Annotated in this window: 13 protein-coding genes, 2 tRNA genes and 3 pseudogenes; 6 read left to right on the plus strand and 12 right to left on the minus strand. The window is 69.6% G+C overall.

The features are described 5' to 3' along the window. Window positions 1-101: 101 nt before the first annotated feature. On the minus strand, window positions 102-1976 hold the full coding sequence (gene lepA / locus ABTZ94_RS27215; protein ID WP_351204386.1) for a translation elongation factor 4: 1875 nt from the start codon (window positions 1974-1976) through the stop codon (window positions 102-104). A gap of 215 nt (window positions 1977-2191) precedes the next feature. Here lepA and rpsT point away from each other — a divergent pair, with 215 nt between their 5' ends. Continuing rightward, a complete protein-coding gene (gene rpsT, locus ABTZ94_RS27220; RefSeq protein WP_093897085.1) occupies window positions 2192-2458 on the plus strand; it encodes a 30S ribosomal protein S20 in 267 nt (88 codons plus the stop codon). Between the two features lie 275 nt (window positions 2459-2733). On the opposite strand, the gene holA is transcribed toward rpsT, so the two are convergent. After that, on the minus strand, window positions 2734-3720 hold the full coding sequence (gene holA / locus ABTZ94_RS27225) for a DNA polymerase III subunit delta (protein WP_351204388.1): 987 nt from the start codon (window positions 3718-3720) through the stop codon (window positions 2734-2736). Between the two features lie 67 nt (window positions 3721-3787). On the opposite strand from holA, the pseudogene ABTZ94_RS27230 reads away from it, so the two are divergent. Together ABTZ94_RS27230 and ABTZ94_RS27235 are read left to right on the plus strand one after the other, a co-directional pair. Then, window positions 3788-4105 (plus strand): annotated as a pseudogene (locus ABTZ94_RS27230) (aldo/keto reductase); the annotation flags it as partial. Between the two features lie 74 nt (window positions 4106-4179). Next, complete coding sequence (locus tag ABTZ94_RS27235) at window positions 4180-4425, plus strand: hypothetical protein (RefSeq protein ID WP_351204390.1); 246 nt, start codon at window positions 4180-4182, stop codon at window positions 4423-4425. Window positions 4426-4475: 50 nt separating this feature from the next. On the opposite strand, the gene ABTZ94_RS27240 is transcribed toward ABTZ94_RS27235, so the two are convergent. Continuing rightward, entirely contained in the window at window positions 4476-5372 is an 897-nt protein-coding gene (locus ABTZ94_RS27240; protein WP_351204392.1) for a YceI family protein, read from the minus strand. 329 nt (window positions 5373-5701) lie between these two features. Between ABTZ94_RS27240 and ABTZ94_RS27245 the strand changes: the two genes are divergently transcribed. Beyond that, window positions 5702-6358, plus strand: a complete 657-nt coding sequence (locus ABTZ94_RS27245) for a M15 family metallopeptidase (protein ID WP_351204394.1) — start codon at window positions 5702-5704, stop codon at window positions 6356-6358. Between the two features lie 139 nt (window positions 6359-6497). Beyond that, entirely contained in the window at window positions 6498-6953 is a 456-nt protein-coding gene (locus ABTZ94_RS27250; RefSeq protein ID WP_351204396.1) for a pyridoxamine 5'-phosphate oxidase family protein, read from the plus strand. Window positions 6954-7009: 56 nt separating this feature from the next. Here the strand turns inward: ABTZ94_RS27250 and ABTZ94_RS27255 are convergent, their stop codons facing one another. The 5 genes from ABTZ94_RS27255 to leuS all read right to left on the minus strand — a co-directional run bounded on the left by ABTZ94_RS27255 (window position 7010) and on the right by leuS (window position 15582). Then, window positions 7010-9583 (minus strand): ComEC/Rec2 family competence protein, encoded by a 2574-nt coding sequence (locus tag ABTZ94_RS27255; RefSeq protein ID WP_351204398.1) that lies wholly within the window; start codon window positions 9581-9583, stop codon window positions 7010-7012. Beyond that, window positions 9580-10230 (minus strand): ComEA family DNA-binding protein, encoded by a 651-nt coding sequence (locus ABTZ94_RS27260; RefSeq protein ID WP_351204400.1) that lies wholly within the window; start codon window positions 10228-10230, stop codon window positions 9580-9582. Before ABTZ94_RS27260 ends, ABTZ94_RS27255 begins: the two co-directional genes overlap by 4 nt. 536 nt (window positions 10231-10766) lie before the next feature. After that, complete coding sequence (locus ABTZ94_RS27265) at window positions 10767-11612, minus strand: DegV family protein (protein ID WP_351204402.1); 846 nt, start codon at window positions 11610-11612, stop codon at window positions 10767-10769. Between the two features lie 158 nt (window positions 11613-11770). After that, complete coding sequence (locus tag ABTZ94_RS27270) at window positions 11771-12508, minus strand: hypothetical protein (RefSeq protein WP_351204404.1); 738 nt, start codon at window positions 12506-12508, stop codon at window positions 11771-11773. Window positions 12509-12708: 200 nt separating this feature from the next. Further along, window positions 12709-15582, minus strand: a complete 2874-nt coding sequence (gene leuS, locus ABTZ94_RS27275; protein WP_351204406.1) for a leucine--tRNA ligase — start codon at window positions 15580-15582, stop codon at window positions 12709-12711. Between the two features lie 484 nt (window positions 15583-16066). On the opposite strand from leuS, the pseudogene ABTZ94_RS27280 reads away from it, so the two are divergent. Continuing rightward, window positions 16067-17239 (plus strand): annotated as a pseudogene (locus ABTZ94_RS27280) (ferredoxin); the annotation flags it as partial. A 60-nt stretch (window positions 17240-17299) separates the two neighbouring features. Here the strand turns inward: ABTZ94_RS27280 and ABTZ94_RS27285 are convergent. From ABTZ94_RS27285 to ABTZ94_RS27305, 4 genes and pseudogenes are all read right to left on the minus strand, one after another. Next, window positions 17300-17372: transfer RNA gene (locus ABTZ94_RS27285), tRNA-Ala, on the minus strand. A 135-nt stretch (window positions 17373-17507) separates the two neighbouring features. Beyond that, a complete protein-coding gene (locus tag ABTZ94_RS27290; protein WP_351204408.1) occupies window positions 17508-17741 on the minus strand; it encodes a hypothetical protein in 234 nt (77 codons plus the stop codon). Between the two features lie 259 nt (window positions 17742-18000). Further along, a pseudogene (locus tag ABTZ94_RS37995) lies at window positions 18001-18737 on the minus strand (MFS transporter). Window positions 18738-19004: 267 nt separating this feature from the next. Next, window positions 19005-19077 (minus strand) — tRNA-Ala (locus tag ABTZ94_RS27305). Window positions 19078-19080: the final 3 nt, after the last annotated feature.

Genomic DNA, 19080 nt, shown 5'->3' on the forward strand with positions numbered 1-19080 from the left:
CTGTGCCGCAGCGCGCTGCGGCACAGGGGCCCGTTGGGCCACCACCGGGCAGGGGCGGCCGGAGCCGGGGTGGGAGTTGCTTCTCGGCCTTGCGGCGGAAGCTACTTCTTGGCCTTGCCGTCCCCGCCCGACTCGTCCGTCGACAGCACGGCGATGAAGGCATCCTGCGGCACCTCCACATTGCCGACCATCTTCATCCGCTTCTTGCCTTCCTTCTGCTTCTCCAGCAGCTTCCGCTTACGGGAGATGTCACCGCCGTAGCACTTGGCGAGGACGTCCTTGCGGATGGCGCGGACGGTCTCACGGGCGATGACCCGGGAGCCGATGGCGGCCTGGATCGGCACCTCGAAGTTCTGCCGCGGGATCAGTTCACGCAGCTTGGCGACGAGCCGCACGCCGTACGCGTACGCCTTGTCCTTGTGCGTGACCGCCGAGAACGCGTCGACCTTGTCGCCGTGCAGCAGGATGTCGACCTTGACGAGCTGTGCGGACTGCTCGCCGGTGGGCTCGTAGTCGAGAGAGGCGTAACCCCGCGTCTTGGACTTCAGCTGGTCGAAGAAGTCGAAGACGATCTCGGCGAGCGGCAGGGTGTAGCGGATCTCGACCCGGTCCTCGGAGAGATAGTCCATGCCGAGCAGGGTGCCGCGCCGGTTCTGGCAGAGCTCCATGATCGCGCCGATGAACTCGCTGGGGGCCAGGACCGTGGCACGCACGACGGGCTCGTGCACCTTGTCGATCTTGCCCTCGGGGAATTCGCTCGGGTTGGTGACGGTGTGCTCGGTGCCGTCCTCCATCTCGACGCGGTAGACCACGTTGGGCGCGGTGGCGATGAGTTCGAGCCCGAACTCGCGCTCCAGCCGCTCGCGGATCACATCGAGGTGGAGCAGGCCGAGGAAGCCGACGCGGAAGCCGAAGCCGAGCGCGGCGGAGGTCTCCGGCTCGTACACCAGGGCGGCGTCGTTGAGCTGGAGCTTGTCGAGCGCCTCGCGCAGGTCCGGGTAGTCCGAGCCGTCCAGCGGGTAGAGGCCCGAGAACACCATCGGCTTGGGGTCCTTGTAGCCGCCCAGCGCCTCGGTCGCGCCCTTGGTCAGGGAGGTGATGGTGTCACCGACCTTGGACTGCCGGACGTCCTTCACACCGGTGATGATGTAGCCCACTTCGCCCACACCGAGCCCGTCGGCCGGGGTCATCTCCGGAGAGGAGACCCCGATCTCCAGCAGCTCGTGGGTGGCGCCGGTGGACATCATCCTGATGCGCTCGCGCTTGTTGAGCTGGCCGTCGACGACACGGACGTACGTGACGACGCCACGGTACGAGTCGTAGACCGAGTCGAAGATCATCGCGCGGGCGGGGGCGTCGGCCTTGCCGATCGGGGCCGGGACGTCCTTGACCACCCGGTTGAGCAGCGCGTCCACGCCGACACCGGTCTTCGCGGAGACCTTGAGCACGTCCTCCGGCTGGCAGCCGATGAGGTTGGCCAGCTCCTCGGAGAACTTCTCGGGCTGCGCGGCCGGCAGGTCGATCTTGTTGAGCACCGGGACGATGGTGAGGTCGTTCTCCATCGCCAGGTAGAGGTTGGCCAGCGTCTGGGCCTCGATGCCCTGCGCGGCGTCGACCAGAAGGACCGTGCCCTCGCAGGCGGCGAGCGAGCGGGAGACCTCGTAGGTGAAGTCCACGTGGCCCGGGGTGTCGATCATGTTGAGGACGTGGGTGCGGCCCTGGTCCTCGCCCGTGTTGGGCGCCCAGGGCAGACGTACCGCCTGGGACTTGATGGTGATGCCGCGCTCGCGCTCGATGTCCATCCGGTCGAGGTACTGAGCGCGCATCTGCCGCTGGTCGACCACGCCCGTCAGCTGAAGCATCCGGTCGGCAAGGGTCGACTTGCCGTGGTCGATGTGCGCAATGATGCAGAAGTTGCGGATCAGCGCCGGGTCGGTACGGCTCGGCTCGGGCACGTTGGTAGGAGTCGCGGGCACGCAGGGTCCTGATTCTTGAGACGCCGAACGCCGTGTCTCGGGTCGATGTCGGTTCGGTCGGATCGATACGTAGCCTCCATCGTCCCATGGTTGCGGGGCGGGGACCGGTTTGGGCCGGTCGGAGGGGGACTGGTACCGTTGACAGCTGTGCCTCGCGACTCTCTCAGGCCGTGGGGCGCACATCGAAGATCCAACGAACCTGAAAAGGCTCTTTCGTGGCGAACATCAAGTCCCAGATCAAGCGGAACAAGACGAACGAGAAGGCGCGCCTGCGCAACAAGGCCGTCAAGTCCTCGCTCAAGACCGCTATCCGCAAGGCCCGTGAGGCTGCCGTCGCCGGTGACGTCGAGAAGGCCACCACGGCCGCTCGCGACGCCTCCCGCGCGCTCGACAAGGCCGTCTCGAAGGGTGTCATCCACAAGAACGCCGCCGCCAACAAGAAGTCGGCGCTGGCGTCCAAGGTTGCCTCCCTCCAGGGCTGAGCTTTCTGATGTAACCGCCGGAACGGACCAGCGGGCCCTCTCTCCCGCCCCTGCCCGGCCCCCGCGCCGCACACCGAACCTGCGTTCGCCACGCGGGTGCGGCGCACCAAGAGTGACCCGAAGGCCCCGACCCCGCTCTCCCCAGAGCGAGGCCCGGGGCCTTCGGCGTACCCTGCTCAGCCTGTTCAGGGGATCTCCCATGCCCTTGAGGCTAGGGGGGTGATCGAGGACAGGGCGATCCGCCGGACGAAACCCGGCACCCTCACCCCGCCCGGCTACCGCCCTGACCGCGCCGCCCGCGCCACCGCGACCACGGCCTTCTCCAACGCGTACTCCGGATCGTCGCCGCCCCCCTTGACGCCCGCATCCGCATCCGCGACTGCCCGCAGCGCCACGGCCACCCCGTCCGGCGTCCACCCACGCATCTGCTGGCGCACCCGGTCGATCTTCCACGGCGGCATGCCCAGCTCACGGGCGAGGTCCGCAGGCCGCCCCCCGCGCGCCGAGGACAGCTTTCCGATCGCCCGTACGCCCTGTGCCAGCGCACTCGTGATCAGCACGGGCGCCACTCCGGTCGACAGCGACCAGCGCAATGCCTCGAGCGCCTCCGCAGCCCGCCCCTCCACCGCGCGGTCGGCGACCGTGAAACTCGATGCCTCTGCGCGGCCCGTGTAGTAACGGGCGACGACCGCCTCGTCGATCGTGCCCTCGACATCCGCGACGAGCTGCGAGACCGCACTCGCCAATTCCCGCAGATCGCTGCCGATGGAGTCGACCAGCGCCTGGCACGCCTCGGGCGTCGCCGAGCGCCCCAGCGCCCGGAACTCCGACCGTACGAACGAGAGCCGCTCGGCCGGCTTGGTCGTCTTCGGGCACGCGACCTCCCGCGCCCCGGCCTTGCGCGCCGCGTCCAGCAGCCCCTTGCCCTTGGCGCCGCCCGCATGCAGCAGAACGAGGGTGATCTCCTCGACCGGATCGCCGAGGTACGCCTTGACGTCCTTGATCGTGTCGGCGGAGAGATCCTGCGCATTGCGCACAATCACCACCTTGCGCTCAGCGAAGAGCGACGGGCTCGTCAGCTCGGCAAGAGTGCCGGGCTGGAGCTGGTCGGAGGTGAGGTCGCGGACATCCGTGTCGGGGTCGGAGGCACGGGCCGCGGCCACCACCTGCTGCACGGCGCGGTCGAGGAGCAGGTCCTCCTGGCCCACGGCGAGCGTGAGGGGGGCGAGCGGATCGTCGGTGGAATTCTTTCTGGTGGCCATCGCCGTCCAGCATCCCACGCACCACTGACAACCCGCCGGACAGCCTGCAGAAGAATATCCGGAAAGCGACTACCGCAGGCACGATCCACGATTCCAGAACGACAACTTCAGGATCAATTCCGAGGCTGCCGACGTGGTCCGGGATGTCGCCCGTGGATGCGGGGCGACCCCGGCACAGGTATCGCTCACCTGGCTGCTGCACAAGGGGGACGACATCGCACCGATCCCTGGTATGAAGCGCAGACCGACGCTGGAGGAGAATCTCGCCGCGACAGAACTCGTGCTCGGCTCGGACGACCTGCGGCGCCTGGACGCGGCGCTGCCGCCGTCGGTGGTCGCCGGCAGCCGTTATCCCGAGAGCGTCATGCACATGAACGGCCGATAGGCGCCCGGCACCCCTCGCTCGTCGGGAGGGTGCCGACCGGATCCACGGCCTGCCCCGTACAGGAGAATGGGCAGGTGAGTGACGTGAGACATGTACTGGTGCTGCCCGACCGCGACGCCGCGGAGGAGGTGGCCGGAGAGCTCGCCGACCGTTTCGGGGTCACCGAGGAGCCCCAGCTCGTACGCGATGCACTGGCCGGCGAGGACGACGCCGAGGACGCCCAGTGGCTGGTGGTCGTGGAGGACCCGTCGGGACGGCTGGACGCCTCGGCGCTGGATGCGTTCGCCGCGGAGTACGAGGGGTGGCTCGAAGCGCTCTAAGGGGACCCCGGAGCACCTGCGTGCTCAGCCCTTGGGGGCGATCTGTGTGCTCAGCCCTTGGGGACGATCTGGATGTCCATGTCGATGGAGATGCTGGAGCCGACGGCCGCGATGCCGCGGGCCAGCATGGTCTGCCAGGTGAGGGTGAAGTCCTCGCGGTGCAGTTCCGTGGTGGCCCGGCAGGCGGCACGGGTCTCGCCCTCCAAGCCGTTGCCCAGGCCGAGGTACTGGGTGTCCAGTGTGACCGTACGGCTGACGCCGTGCAGTGTGAGCGCGCCGGTCACGCCCCAGCGGGTGCCGCCGCGGTGGACGAAGCGGTCGCTGTAGAACTCCAGCGTCGGATAGCGGCCCACATCGAGGAAGTCGCTGGAGCGCAGATGGTCGTCGCGCATCTGGACGTTCGTGTCGATCGACGAGGCGTCGATGATCACGTGCATGGCCGAGTTCTCCATGCGGTCGGCGATCCGGACAGCACCGGCGAAGGTGTTGAACCGGCCGTGGATACGCGCCATGCCGATGTGCCGGGCTGTGAAACCGATCTGCGAGTGCATCGGCTCGACCTCCCACTCGCCCGGGTCGGGCAGTTGCGGGAGCGCGGACAGTTGCAGGGCCACATCGCCGAGGCTCGCGTGGCCGCCCTCGACCACCGTGGCCGCGCCGTGGAACGGGGTGAAGCCCTCAGCCGTGACGGCCAGTCGGTACTCGCCGGCCGGGACCGTGGCGAGGACGCTGCCGTACGGGTCCGTCTCACCACCGACGACCTTGCGGCCCACGCTGTCCGTCACGACGAACTCGGCCTGCGGCACGATCTCGTTGACGGGGTCGAGCACTCGGCAGCTGAGCACTCCGGCGGTGCGCGGCACCTCAAGTCCGGCGAGGGCGTTGCCGCGCGCGGCACCCGCCGTCGCTCCCTTGCTTCGCATACTTCCCAGCCAACGGTCGAACATCTTTATCTACCCCTTGAAGTGATTTCACCTTGGGGCCTGGCGGCTGGACGTCGTCGTCGGAGCAGCGGCCCACCGACGAGCATGCATTCGATCACTATTGTGACGTTCGAGGCAAACAGAGCAGCTCACAGCGGCTTGGGCGGAGGTGTTACCGAAGGTCCGATATGGTCGCTTCGGTTTGTGCGCGTCACTGATTCGGCACAGCAGCGCCGGCCTTCCGCATCGTCGCCCGGACCGACGCAAGCCGATCGGGACGCGGTGTTGCGCGCACCCACTAGTGCTCTGACCGGCATGGATCGCCGGGTTGAGGCCTGCGAGATGATCGTGGCATGAGTGAGATCATTTTGATGTCGGACCCGAAGGTCGCCGCCATACCCGTTGCGGAGTGCGGAGAACGTCTCGTGGACGTCCGCCACGGCAGCTCGTTGTTAGTCGATGTGCGTGAGCAGGACCCTGCAGATGCCTTCGCGTACCTGCGGGAAGGTGTGCTGGAGCGGCTGATCAAAGCCCAGGCGATGCTCCCGCAGGGCCTGCGGCTGCTGTTCGTCGAGGGATACCGACCGCCCTCACTGCAACGTGAGTACTTCGGGGAGTACGCGGGCCGGCTGCGAGCCAGTCATTCCGAGTGGTCCGATGTGCGAATCCACTCGGCCACGAGCCGGTATGTGTCACCGCCCGACATCGCTCCGCACAGCGCCGGCGCGGCCGTCGACCTCACTCTGGCCGACGCTGGTGGCCTTGAGCTGGACCTGGGCACGCGGATGAACGCAGACCCGGAGGAAAGCGAAGGTGCTTGTTACACCCACGCTGTCAACATCAGCGAGGAGGCCCGAGCCAACCGCAAGCTGCTGAGTTCTGTTCTCACTGCTGCGGGCCTGGTGAACTACCCCACCGAATGGTGGCATTGGTCCTTCGGTGACCGCTACTGGGCTCTGATCACCGGGGAGTCCGTTGCCCACTATGGCCCGAAGGAGATCGCCCCCTGACCGGCCCGGCCGTGCCTGACTGATCGATCACGCGGCAACGGCAGGGCGCCCGCCCCAGCGGATGCCTTTCGCCCGCCCCCGTCAACGCGACCACCCAACCGGTGAACCTTCCCGGTCGAACAGCACTAGCGTGCGGAACATGACGAATCCTGAACCGGCGCGCAGCCGAGAGCAACGCAAGCAGGATGTACTCGACCGCTTGGAGAAGGACAACGACGCCTGGGTGGCGACCGCGTCGGCCGACGGGCAGCCGAGTCTGGTGCCGCTGTCGTTCGTGTGGGACGCCGGAACCCTCCTGATGGCCACCCGCCGCACCAACCCCACCGCGGTCAATGTGACGCCGGCCGGGCAGGCCCGGATCAGTCTCGGCCACACCCGTGATGTGGTGCTCATCGATGCGACCGCCGAGGTCGTCGAGGGTGCGGATCTTTCCGGGGAATCGGGCGACGCCTTCGCGACGAAACTGAACTGGGACCTGCGAGGCCGCGCCAGGTGGGTGTACCTCCGCTTCACTCCGTACGCGGTCAAGGCATGGCGGGAGGAGAACGAGCTGGCCGGGCGGGAGCTGATGGCCGACGGTGCCTGGCTGGACTGAGGAGCGACGGCTGTACGGCTGCGCGGTGGCACGGGCCTCCGTCGACGCGAGGGTGCTCATGACCGGCCCACCGCCCGCAGCCCCGGCCCGGCGCCCGTCACGGCGATCGCGCCGTCGGTGTCCGTACGCAGCACCACCGCGCCGTCGGCTCTGAGCGTGTCGACGGTGCGCGCAGCCGGGTGACCGTACGGGTTGTCCCTGCCCACGCTCACCAGGGCGAGTCTCGGGTGCGCGCTGCGCAGCAGAGCGGGGTCCTGGTGGGCGGAGCCGTGATGGGCGACCTTGAGAACGTCCACCCGTGGCAACGCAGGGTACCTGTGCAACAGCCCCTGCTGGGCCGGAGGTTCAAGGTCGCCCAGGAGCAACAGGGTCGGCCCGCCGGTCCGGACGTACAGGGTGACGCTGGCGTCATTCGGCTCCTGCGGTACGGGCCCGGTCCCTGGGACCGCCGATACACCGCCCGCCCCCGTGCCGCCTGCCGGCCAGAGGACCCGCCAGTCGAGCGGCCCGATCCGGCGACGTTCACCGGGGACGGCCCGCACCAGGGGGATGCCCGACGCGGCGGCCGTTCTCCGTACGAACGCGGCCTGGTCCGGCGGTTCGTCCAGGCTCGTCGTCTGGATCGCCCCCACCGCTCTGCCCCGCAGCACACCGGGCAAGCCCCGCACGTGATCCGCGTGGAAGTGCGTAAGGATCAGGAGCGGCACCTCGGTGATGCCGAGGTCGCGCAGGCACCGGTCGGCGAGCCGGGGATCGGGACCGGTGTCGACGACCACACCCGTGCCGTCCCCCGCCGCCAGCACCAGGGCGTCCCCCTGCCCCACGTCGCACATCGCGAACGCCCAGTCCGGCGGCGGCCATCCGGTCAGCACCCGGGTGAGCGGCACCGGGCGCAGCACCGCAAGGATCAGCAGCAGCGCGGCGGCCGAACAGACCCAGGGGTGACGCACGATGCGACGGGCGAGCAGCACCACCAGAGCCGTCAGCGCAGTGAGCAGCAGCGCGCCCTTCCCGCCGTCGGGCCAGTCGATCTCCGCCCCGGGCAGGGCCGCCCCGGTGCGGGCCACCGAGGCGATCCACCCGGTCGGCCAACCCGCGATCCGGGCGAGCAGCTCGGCCACCGGCATGGCCACCGACGCCAGGACGAGCGCGGCGAACCCGAGGACCGTGGCCGGCGCCACCGCGAACTCGGCCAGCAGATTGCACGGGATCGCGACCAGGCTGACCCGGGAAGCGAGCAGCACGACGACCGGCGCGCACACCGCCTGCGCCGCGGCAGCCGCAGCCAGTGCCTCGGCGAGCCGGGGCGGAACCCGGCGCCGCTGCAGCGCGTCGCTCCACTTCGGGGCGATGGTGAGCAGGGCGCCGGTGGCCAGGACGGAGAGAACGAAGCCGTAACTGCGCGCCATCCACGGGTCGTACAGCACCAGCAGCAGAACCGCGGCGGCCAGCGCGGGAATCAGTGATCTGCGGCGCCCCGTGCCGATGGCGAGCAGGGTGATCAGTCCGCAGGCCGCGGACCGCAGCACACTCGGCTCGGGTCGGCAGACGATGACAAAGGCGAGGGTGAGCCCACCGCCGAGCAACGCCGTCATTCTGAGCGAGATCCCCAATCGGGGCGCCAGACCACGGCGTTCGACGCGCGACGCTGTGCCCGGCGGTCCGATCAGAAGGGCGAGCAGAATCGCCAGGTTGGCACCGGAGACCGCCATCAGGTGGGTGAGGTCGACCGCCTGGAAGGCATCGTGCAGTTCGGGCGTGACCCGTGAGGTGTCGCCGACCACCAGGCCCGGCAGAAGCGCCCGCGCATCGGGATCCAGCCGCTCGGTCGCCTGCCGCAGACCGCCACGCAGAGCACCCGCCGTGCGCTGGAGAACGGAGGGTGGCCCGGTGATGCGGGGCGGGCCTTTGCCCTCGGGCCGCAGTACGGCGGCATTGCGCTCCCCTTCGCGCAGCGGTGGTGCCAGTCGGCCGCCGATGTGCAGTTGCGTGGAAGGGAGCAGCTGCTGCCACCGAGCCATCGGTCCGCCGGGCGAGACGATCAGCAGCACCGGCGTACGCAGCCGGGTGACCGCACCGTCGGGCCCGGTCAGCCGCGTGATCTCGGCGTCCATGAGGAGCGAGGCGGGCGTGCTGTGGTCGCCTCGCACCCGGGGCCGGGTCTGCCGGGCGTCGGACGTCACCGTCACCTCCGCCTCGACCCTCGCGAATCGCTGGGCAAGCCCATGGATCGGCCCCTGCCGTACGTCCGCGCCGTGCAACCCGGCCGACGCGGCCCCGGCCGCCGCGCAGAGCAGTGCCGCAGCGGTGGCGGTCGCGGTGGTGTGCGGCCGCCGCCGGTTGCGTACCGCGCTCTCGTCGTCTGCCGCCCCTCTCCCGGCGTCGGCCGACAGCCGGCGCATCGCACGGGTCGCCGATACTCCCGACATCGCCAGAAGCAGCATGGCTGCGCCGATGCAGAGCATCACGCCCGCCGTCGTCCACCGCCCCGGCGCACTCAGCGCGAACGCCGCTCCGGCCCAGGCCGCCATGGCCGGCGGGACCAGCCGGAGGTCGACCGGGCCCTCCTGCCGCGGGTCGGAGGCACCCAGCCGCCGGCCCGACGCCGCATGGACGTCCGGGGGGTTCATGGCCCCACCAGCGGTTGAAGGTCGGCGAACCGGCGGTCACCGATCCCGTTGACCTCGCGGAGCTCATCGACGGAACGGAAACCGCCGTGCTGTGTGCGGTAGTCGATGATGTGCTGGGCGAGAACCGGGCCGACACCGGGCAATGTGTCGAGTTGTTCCACGGTCGCGCGGTTGAGACTGACCGGTCCGGTCGTGGGGCTGCCGCTGCCGCCCGCAGCGTCTCCTCCCGTACCGCTGGTGGCAGGAAGGCCGGGCGGGGCGCCCACCACGATCTGCTCCCCGTCCATGAGCACCCGCGCCCTGTTGAGCCCGGCGAGGTCGACACCTGGCCGAGCCCCGCCCGCCGCACGCAGCGCATCGGCAACCCTTGCGCCGGAAGGCAGTTGATGGATCCCTGGCCTTCGCACCTTCCCGCTCACATCGACGACGATGTGCCCGCCCGGCCCCGTTGTGGTCGGCGGCCCCGGTGACGGCTCCGGCACTCCGGCGCCATCCGGCGCCGGCGCCGATGTCCGGGCATGCGCAGCCTCCTCGACCGGATCAGGAGCGCGTACGGAGTGGGGGCGCGCGGACCAGAAATGCACTGCGGCGAAGGCCGCCGCCGTGATCAGGACAACGGCCAGTGCGGCGAGAGACTTTGACTCCAAACCACATCTGAGCTGCAGCCACACCGGAATCCTCTCCCGCAGTGCCGGAACCAGCCTCTCCCACCGCCCCGGCATCCCCGCCCCCGGCGCCGACACCGGCGCAGGGGGCGGGGCTGGGCTCGGGGCCGGCGCAGGAGCCGCAGCCGGAGCGGGACTCGGCGTAGAGGGCGGGCTTGGGGCCGAGACGGGAGCGGAAGCCGAAGCCACCCCCAGGACAGGCCGCGCGACCCGCCCGCCGTACGCACCTTCCATGAGGGCGTCCGCCCGACGGCGCGAAGCCGCCGCTACGACGTCTGCACGCCCACGCGACGGCCGTCGCCATCCCGGTCCGAGGCCGGGACCGCTACGGGTGCGCCCGTCCGAGGCCGGGGCGCGGCCGGGGCCGCTTCCGCTGGTTGCACGATGTGATCGGGGAGCCATGCCTCACGACGGTAGGCACATCCGTCCGAACCCGCTGAACAGGCCCAATTTCTGTGGACGACCGACCAGTTGTGGACAACTCGACCACCCCGAGGGGTGATGTCGGCGAACCGGCTTCAGCGCGGCGAAACCACTGCCCCGAGCAGACCGGGTCCGGTGTGCGCACCGATCACCGCGCCCACCTCGCTGACATGCAGATCGATCAGACCCGGCACCCGCTCACGCAGCCGCTCGGCGAGCCGCTCGGCCCGCTCGGGTGCCGCCAGGTGATGCACGGCGATGTCCACCCGGCTGCTGCCCGCCCTTTCGGCGACGATCTCCTCCAGACGCGCGATCGCCTTCGAGGCCGTCCGTACCTTCTCCAGCAGTTCGATACGGCCGCCGTCCAGCTGGAGCAGCGGCTTCACGGCGAGCGCCGATCCCAGCAGAGCCTGCGTGGCACCGATACGACCGCCGCGGCGCAGATAGTCCAGCGTGTCGACGTAGAAGTAGGCAGAGGTGCCCGCTGCCCGCTTCTCCGCGGCTGCGACGGCCTCGTCCAGGCTTCCGCCCGCCTCTGCCGTCTCCGCCGCCGCCAGGGCGCAGAATCCGAGGGCCATGGCGACCATCCCGGTGTCCACCACCCGTACCGGAACCTGTGCGTCCTTCGCGGCGAGCAGAGCGGCGTCGTACGTGCCCGAGATCTCGGCCGAGAGGTGCAGCGAGACGATGCCGGTGGATCCGGCCTCGGCCGCCGCCCGGTACTCGGCGGCGAAGACCTCCGGGCTGGGCCGGGAAGTCGTCACGGGGCGTCGCTTCTGGAGCGCCACCGCAAGGGAACGGGCCGAGATCTCGGTGCCGTCCTCCAGAGCCTGATCACCGAGGACGACGGTCAGCGGCACCGCGGTGATGCCGTGCCGCTCCATCGCCTCGAGCGGCAGGTAGGCCGTGGAATCGGTGACGATCGCGACATGGCGGGACATGAGCGGGAGGTTACCTGGCAAGCCTGCGGCTCGGCAGTCCGACCCCGGCCGAATGATCGCTCCCGATCGCTTCGGACCGCATCCTGTCACCGCCGGTCATCGAGCGCGGGTCACCGCTCCGGTCACCGAACGCGGGTCACCGCCGGTCATCGAACGCCTCAGTTCGTCGTTTCGGGCCGAGCTGTCTTCTGCCACGGGTATTCGGTCTGTAGTCGCGGGTCCGGAGCTGTGATCGCCTGCGCCACATCATCGGCCGGCCCACGCCCCTGCCGACTCCCCTGCCCTTGCCCCTGCCCCTGGTCGCGCCCGCCGCCCTGAGGCTTCCCCTGCCCGCGGACCGGCTCGTCCGGCTCCACCGTCCAGTGCCTCAGCGCCCCGGCCTCCACATCGATCTGCGCATTCAGCGCGTCCAGATCGTCGTCGTTGAAGTGCCGCGCCCGGTCCCGTGCGGCCCATCTCAGCGAGTCCGCAGCGTGCGTGATCCGCTCCGTACGCTGCTTCAGTCCCGGCAACAGCGAGGCGACCGTCGCCCGGTCGGGCTCGCGTTCCAGTCTCTTGAGCTCGTCGTCCAGCTCACGCCCGTGCACACTCAGCCGCTGGAAGAGGCCCAGTGACTCCGAGAGCGAGGCGTCCTCGGCGGCTCCCGACTGCAACGCCTCCTGCGTGGCCCGCATGGATGTGCGCAGCGCGAGCCGCAGCTGTGCCAGCTCTCCGCCCACGCCCACCTGGCCATAGCTCTTCGCCCGCAGCGTGGTGTCCTCAACGGTGCGGCGCGCCTGGGTGATCGTACGGTCCACACCCCGCTTCGCCACGCCGATGGCCTTGACGCTCGCGTACACGCCCAGGGCCACGAAGGCGAAAAAGAGCAACCCCAGAATCAGGATCACGGCTTCCATGAGCGCCCCTCGGATGTCGTTTGGGCTGCCGGCTGCCGGCCCCCCTCCACCGTAAACGGAAAGGGCAGACCGAGGGTTCCTTCGGAACCCCCAACCTGCCCGTAGGGGAACGCCCCCACACCGCCGTACAGCAACCAGCGATTACGCGACGACCGCCACGCGGGGACGATGAGCACCCTCGCGCGGGACGATCAGCGGCGTCATGCCGGGACGATATTGACCAGCTTCGGCGCGCGCACGATCACCTTGCGGATCCCCGCACCGTCCAGCGCCGCGACCACGGCCGGGTCGGCCAGGGCCAGCGCTTCCAGCTCCTCGTCCGCGATCGACGGGGAGATCTCCAGACGCGCCTTGACCTTGCCCTTGACCTGCACGACGCAGGTCACGGTCTCGTCCACGACGTACGCCGGGTCGGCGACCGGGAAGTCCTGATGCACGACCGACTCGGTGTGGCCCAGCCGGCGCCACAGCTCCTCGGCGATGTGCGGCGCCAGCGGCGCCACCAGCAGCACCAGCGACTCGGCGACACTCCGGGACAGCGGGCCGCCCGCCTTGGTCAGGTGGTTGTTCAGCTCGGTGACCTTGGCGATGGCCGTGTTGAAGCGCATCCCGGCCATGTCCTGGCCGACCCCGTCGATCGCCTTGTGCAGCGCCCGCAGCGTCTCCTCGCCCGGCTCCGTGTCGACGACGGTGACCTCACCGGTCTCCTCGTCCACGACGTTGCGCCACAGCCGCTGCAGCAGCCGGTACTGACCGACGACGGCACGCGTGTCCCACGGCCGCGACACGTCCAGGGGGCCCATCGCCATCTCGTACAGGCGCAGCGTGTCCGCTCCGTACTCGGCGCAGATCTCGTCCGGCGTGACGGCGTTCTTCAGGGACTTGCCCATCTTGCCCAGGACGCGGCTGACCTTCTCGCCCTGGTAGAAGAACTTTCCGTCCCGCTCCTCGACCTCGGCCGCCGGAACCGCGATGCCGCGGCTGTCCCGGTAGACGAACGCCTGGATCATGCCCTGGTTGTACAGCTTGTGGAACGGCTCGGCGGACGAGATGTGTCCCAGGTCGTGCAGCACCTTGGACCAGAAGCGGGCGTACAGCAGGTGCAGTACGGCGTGCTCGGCGCCGCCGACGTACAGGTCGACACCACCGGTCGGCTGCCCCTCGCGCGGACCCATCCAGTACTGCTCGATCGCCGGATCGACCAGCTGCCGGTCGTTGCCCGGGTCCAGGTAGCGCAGCTCGTACCAGCAGGAGCCCGCCCAGTTGGGCATGGTGTTGGTCTCGCGGCGGTACTTCTTCGGGCCGTTGCCGTCGCCCAGGTCCAGGGTGACGTTGACCCAGTCGGCGTTCCGGGACAGCGGGGTCTCGGGCTGGGTGTCGGCGTCCTCGGGGTCGAAGGTGCGCGGCGAGTAGTCGTCGACCTCCGGCAGTTCCAGTGGCAGCATCGACTCGGGCAGCGGGTGGGCGATTCCGTCCTCGTCGTAGACGATCGGGAACGGCTCGCCCCAGTAGCGCTGGCGGCTGAACAGCCAGTCGCGCAGCCGGAAGTTGACGGTGCCCTCACCGACGCCGTGCGCCTTCAGCCACTCGGTGATCTTTGCCTTGGCGTCGACGACGCCCAGACCGTCCAGCGAGATCTCGTCATTGGCGGAGTTGACCAGCTTCGCTTCGTACGAGGCGAAGGCGTCGTCCCACGTCGAGGGGTCCGTGCCGCGATCGTCCGAGGGCTCGACGACACAGCGCATCGGCAGCTCGAAGGCGCGCGCGAAGGCGAAGTCGCGCGCATCGTGCGCTGGTACGGCCATGATCGCGCCGGTGCCGTAACCCATCAGAACGTAGTCGGCGATGAAGACGGGCACCTTCTCGCCGCTTACCGGGTTGGTCGCGTATGCACCGGTGAACACACCGGTCTTGTCCTTGGCCTCGGCCTGCCGCTCCACGTCGGACTTGGCGGCGGCCAGCTTGCGGTACGCGGTGACGGCCTCGGCGGGGGACGCGTGCCCGCCGGTCCACACCGGGTGGGTGCCCTCGGGCCAGGCCGCCGGAATGATCCGCTCGACCAGCTCGTGCTCGGGCGCCAGCACCATGTAGGTGGCACCGAACAGGGTGTCCTGGCGGGTGGTGAAGACGGTGATGTCGCCCGCACCGTCGACCGGGAAGTCGACGCGTGCGCCTTCGGAACGCCCGATCCAGTTGCGTTGCTGCAGCTTGATGGCCTCGGGCCAGTCCAGCCCGTCCAGGTCGTTCAGCAGCCGGTCGGCGTAGGCGGTGATGCGCATGTTCCACTGGCGCAGCTTGGCCTTGAAGACGGGGAAGTTGCCGCGCTCGGAGCGGCCGTCGGCCGTCACCTCTTCATTGGCCAGTACGGTGCCCAGGCCCGGCGACCAGTTGACCGGCGCGTCGGAGGCGTACGCCAGGCGGTACTCGCCCAGGACGTCCGCGCGCTCGGCAGCGCTCAGCGCGCTCCAGTCACGGCCGTCCGGAGTCGGACGCGAACCGCTCTCGAACTGTGCGACCAGCTCGGCGACGGGGCGGGCCCGGTCGGCCTCGGTGTCGTACCAGGAGTTGAAGATCTGCAGGAAGATCCACTGCGTCCACTTGTAGTACTCCGACTCGATCGTGGCGAACGAGCGGCGCTTGTCGTGGCCCAGGCCCAGCCGGCGCAGCTGGGCGGTCATGTTCTCGATGTTGGCCTCGGTGGAGACCCGCGGATGCGTGCCGGTCTGCACGGCGTACTGCTCCGCGGGCAGGCCGAAGGCGTCGAATCCCAGGGTGTGCAGCACGTTGTGCCCGGTCATCCGCTGGTGGCGGGCGAAGACATCGGTGGCGATGTAGCCCAGCGGGTGACCGACGTGCAGTCCCGCGCCCGAGGGGTACGGGAACATGTCCATGATGAACTTCTTCGGCTTGGCGGCCAGTTCCGGACTGCCCGCCAGGTCACCGGTCGGATTCGGCGCCTCGTACGTGCCCTCGGCGTCCCAGAAGTCCTGCCAGCGTGCCTCGATGTCGGCGGCCATCGCCGCCGTGTAGCGGTGCGGCGCAGCCGTCTCGGCTGCGGAATTCGTCTCGCTCATGATCCTCAAAGCTCCATCGATCGTCATCTGCCGGCGCCCACGTCTACGGACACGCGTCTACGGAAACGAAAAATCCCCTCGCACAGGAGGGGACGCCGCGCCGATTCCGACCAGGCATTCTCACCGGTCGGGACTGATCAGCGCGGCTCGCTAAGCAGAAGGCGTACGGCACGCATGGCGTCAGGGTACCGCACGGGCCCGGAGCCGGTCCGGGCATGGCCGGTCCGTGGACGCGGCGGTGGGAGCGACCGCACGGCGGAACTTCCGGGAAGCGGAATTTAATCCGCGTACCGCCCTGTACCGGGGCAAGCGATCAAAGTCCGTACTGGCCGGTATGGAAACGACTCAGCATGCCGCAACGGGACCGCTTTGCCGAACTATTCGGAGCCGCCCCCCATGAACCCTCATCGCAAGATCCGCTGATCCCCCACCATGAGCCCGGGCATGAGCCGCCCGATGCAGGGCGGACTGACCGCCGCCGTGCGCCGTCACCCGTAACTCCACGGAGATCTCCGTGCGCGCCGCCCTGGCCAAGCGGGGTCTGTCCGGCCAGCGTGGCCATCGGTTGCGTGCCCGAGTGGTGCGCACCCCCGAACGGATAGTCTCCGGCGAGGCCTCGGCAGTCATCCGGGCGGCGGGCGGCGGCCCCGCCCTGCCGCCCGGCCGCCGTGAGCGCGCCGCCGAGTCGGGCGTCTCGGGCGACCCGACTCTGCTGTCGAACGCGGAGACGTACGCACAGCTCGCCGTCGCCGCCCGGATCGGCGCCCGCCGCTACGGGCGCACACCGGCCTGCCCGGCGAACCCGGCACCGTGCTGCTCCCCCTCTCCGGAGCCGTCTCGCGCCCGGTGGTCGTCGAGGTGCCCACGGATGTTCCGCTGCGGTACGTGCTCCAGCCGGCCGGTGCGCCGCCGTTGCCGGAGGGCGTACTGACCGGCGGCTACCACGGCAACTGGATCGATGCGATGGCCTCGCACGACGCCGTGGTCTCCCGGGAGTCCCTGACCGCGACCGACGGCGCGCTGGGAGCGGGAACGATCCTGCCGATCGGGCCCGAGAGCTGCCCGCTCGGTGAGTCCCTGCGGGTGGCGCACCGGCTCGCCGCCGAGACCGCGGGCCAGTGCGGTCCTTGCAAGCTGGGGCTGCCGGCTGCGGCGGGCGGGCTCCGGCGTGCTGAACGGCGGCGGGCCCGCGGCCCTGGAGGCGCTACGCGAGGTGACCCGGGCGGTGAAGGGCCGGGGCGCGTGCAGGCATCCGGACGGCTCCGCGCGCTTTCTGACCTCGACGATGTCCGCCTTCACGGACGACCTGGCGGCACATGGACGGCGGCTGCGGCCGCGAGACGCTTGGGGTCCTGCCCCTTCCCGCGCCCGGCCGGCAGGGCCTGGAGGAGTCCATTCCGGGCGGCGGGCGGTGGACTGGACGCTCTGCCAGGGCCACGGGCTCTGCGCGGACAGCGTCCCCGAGTTGATCAGGCTGGGCCCCGATGGTTACCCGGCGCTCGCGGACGCAGCGGTTCCGATGCATCTGAGGGGCCGCGCACAGCGCGCAGTGCGCGGGTGTCCAGCACTGGCACTCCGCATCGAGCAGGAGGCGGCGGAACGCCGCGCGCTGCCGCCGATCACCGGCCGGAAGGTTCTTGGCAGCGGCCGCAATTGACGCATGTACAAGAGAAGCGGGTCACCCTGTGAGGATGACCCGCTTCTCATTTCTTCACTGTGGAGCTAAGGAGAATTGAACTCCTGACCTCCTGCATGCCATGCAGGCGCTCTACCAACTGAGCTATAGCCCCGTGCTGTGCGCCGCCCGGTTCCCCGTGGCGACATCGAGAACATTACCGGTGTCCCTGCCACTCCACCAAATCGTTTCCCGTCTGCATCGCTTTGACCGATTTTGCGGCACCTGGGTCACGTGACGGCGAGGGGGTTCACGCAGTGGCGAAGGAGTAGAAGCGCTTGAGCGTGCAGTGGTCCTCCAGCAGCCGCCCGTAGATCGGTTCCCCCTCCAGCTCCCGATAGGTCTCGATCGGGTCGCCCTTTATGATCAGCGCCCGCGCACACTCCTCGCACCAGTACTGGTACTCGGGATTGATCGGGTCCATGTCCCTGACGATGGGCGTACCGCTGCCGCACCAGTCGCACTTCCGCCTGTGTGCACCCATGAGTCAGCTCCGGCTTTGACCGCGGGCGGTACACACGCAGGAGACTCCGCCGATCCCGCCGAGCACTTGGACCGCATGAAACGGATCACCGGCAGGACGACCGGCGCGGGCGCGGCGTTCGGGGACAAGGAGCAGGTCCGGGACCTCGTGGCGGCTCGCAGGCATCGCGCGCTCCCTCCCGTTCGGTCCGTAGCCCCCTCCGGCGGTCCGATTCTGCCATGACCCCGCAAGGGGGGCAGCCCGCCGGACATCCGGCCGGTCACCGACGCCGTACGAGACCCGTCGACGCGCCTGCGATCGCGGCCACCGACAGCGCGAGAGCACACACCCACAGAGCATGCCCGACCCCTGCACCCCTGGCGTATCAAGGCGGTTGAGACAGAGCATGCCGAATGTCGCGACGCCGATCAGCTGGCCGATCTGGGTGACGGTCACCAATACACTGCCCGCATCAGCCGCATCCTTCGGACGTACATTCGCCAACACCCCCGTAAGGGTGGGGCTGAAGCCCAGCGCCATGCCACTGCCCATGATCGCGAAGGCCGCATACAGCCAGGGGCCCACCGTTCCCGCCGTCCCGCATCAAGAGCCCGACAGTCGCGGAGCCGGCAGCCACCAGGGCGAACGCGCCCGGAACCAGAGCCCCTTGGCGCCCCGCGGGCCACCGGCGCCAGGTCGGCCCCATTGCACCGAACACCAGCGCGGTCGGTGCGAACATCGGCCCCGCGTGCGGCACAGCCCGGTTCCGGCGGCAAATCCGCAGGCCGGCGAGGCGGCCGTGAAGACGGCGAGTCCGGCCGGATGCACCTGGCCGTGTCCGAGCAGACCGCCGAGCCTTGCACCGGTGATGAGCAGCACCGCGTACGTGATGGTGCAGCCGGCCACGATGAGCTGCAACCCGGCTCCGGAGGCACCGAGTTCGCTCCGGATCGTCGGGGCGGCGACGTTGACGATGAAAATGTCGAGCAGCGCCATGAACTGAGCCGCGAGCACCAGGGCAAGCACTCTCCCGGGGCGTTTGCCAATGGTGGCATCACGGATGACCTCGGTGTCACTCTCCGTCAATGGGCTGCCGGAGTGCCGGATCGTGGCCTACACCCCGGCCGACGAGGAGAGGCGCGGCAGGTGGCAGCGCTGCGGCGACACCGGGAAGCCTGACCGGACGCACAGTCAGGGCGATCGGGCGACCAGAAGGAACCGAGGGCCAGACAATCCGGAGGAACGCGAAGATCCCGCCCCCTGGTGGGGACGGGATCTTGATTGTGGAGCTAAGGAGAATTGAACTCCTGACCTCCTGCATGCCATGCAGGCGCTCTACCAACTGAGCTATAGCCCCGCT

The sequence above is a fragment of the Streptomyces sp. NPDC002785 genome (genome assembly GCF_040295565.1).
Taxonomy (GTDB): Bacteria; Actinomycetota; Actinomycetes; order Streptomycetales; family Streptomycetaceae; genus Streptomyces.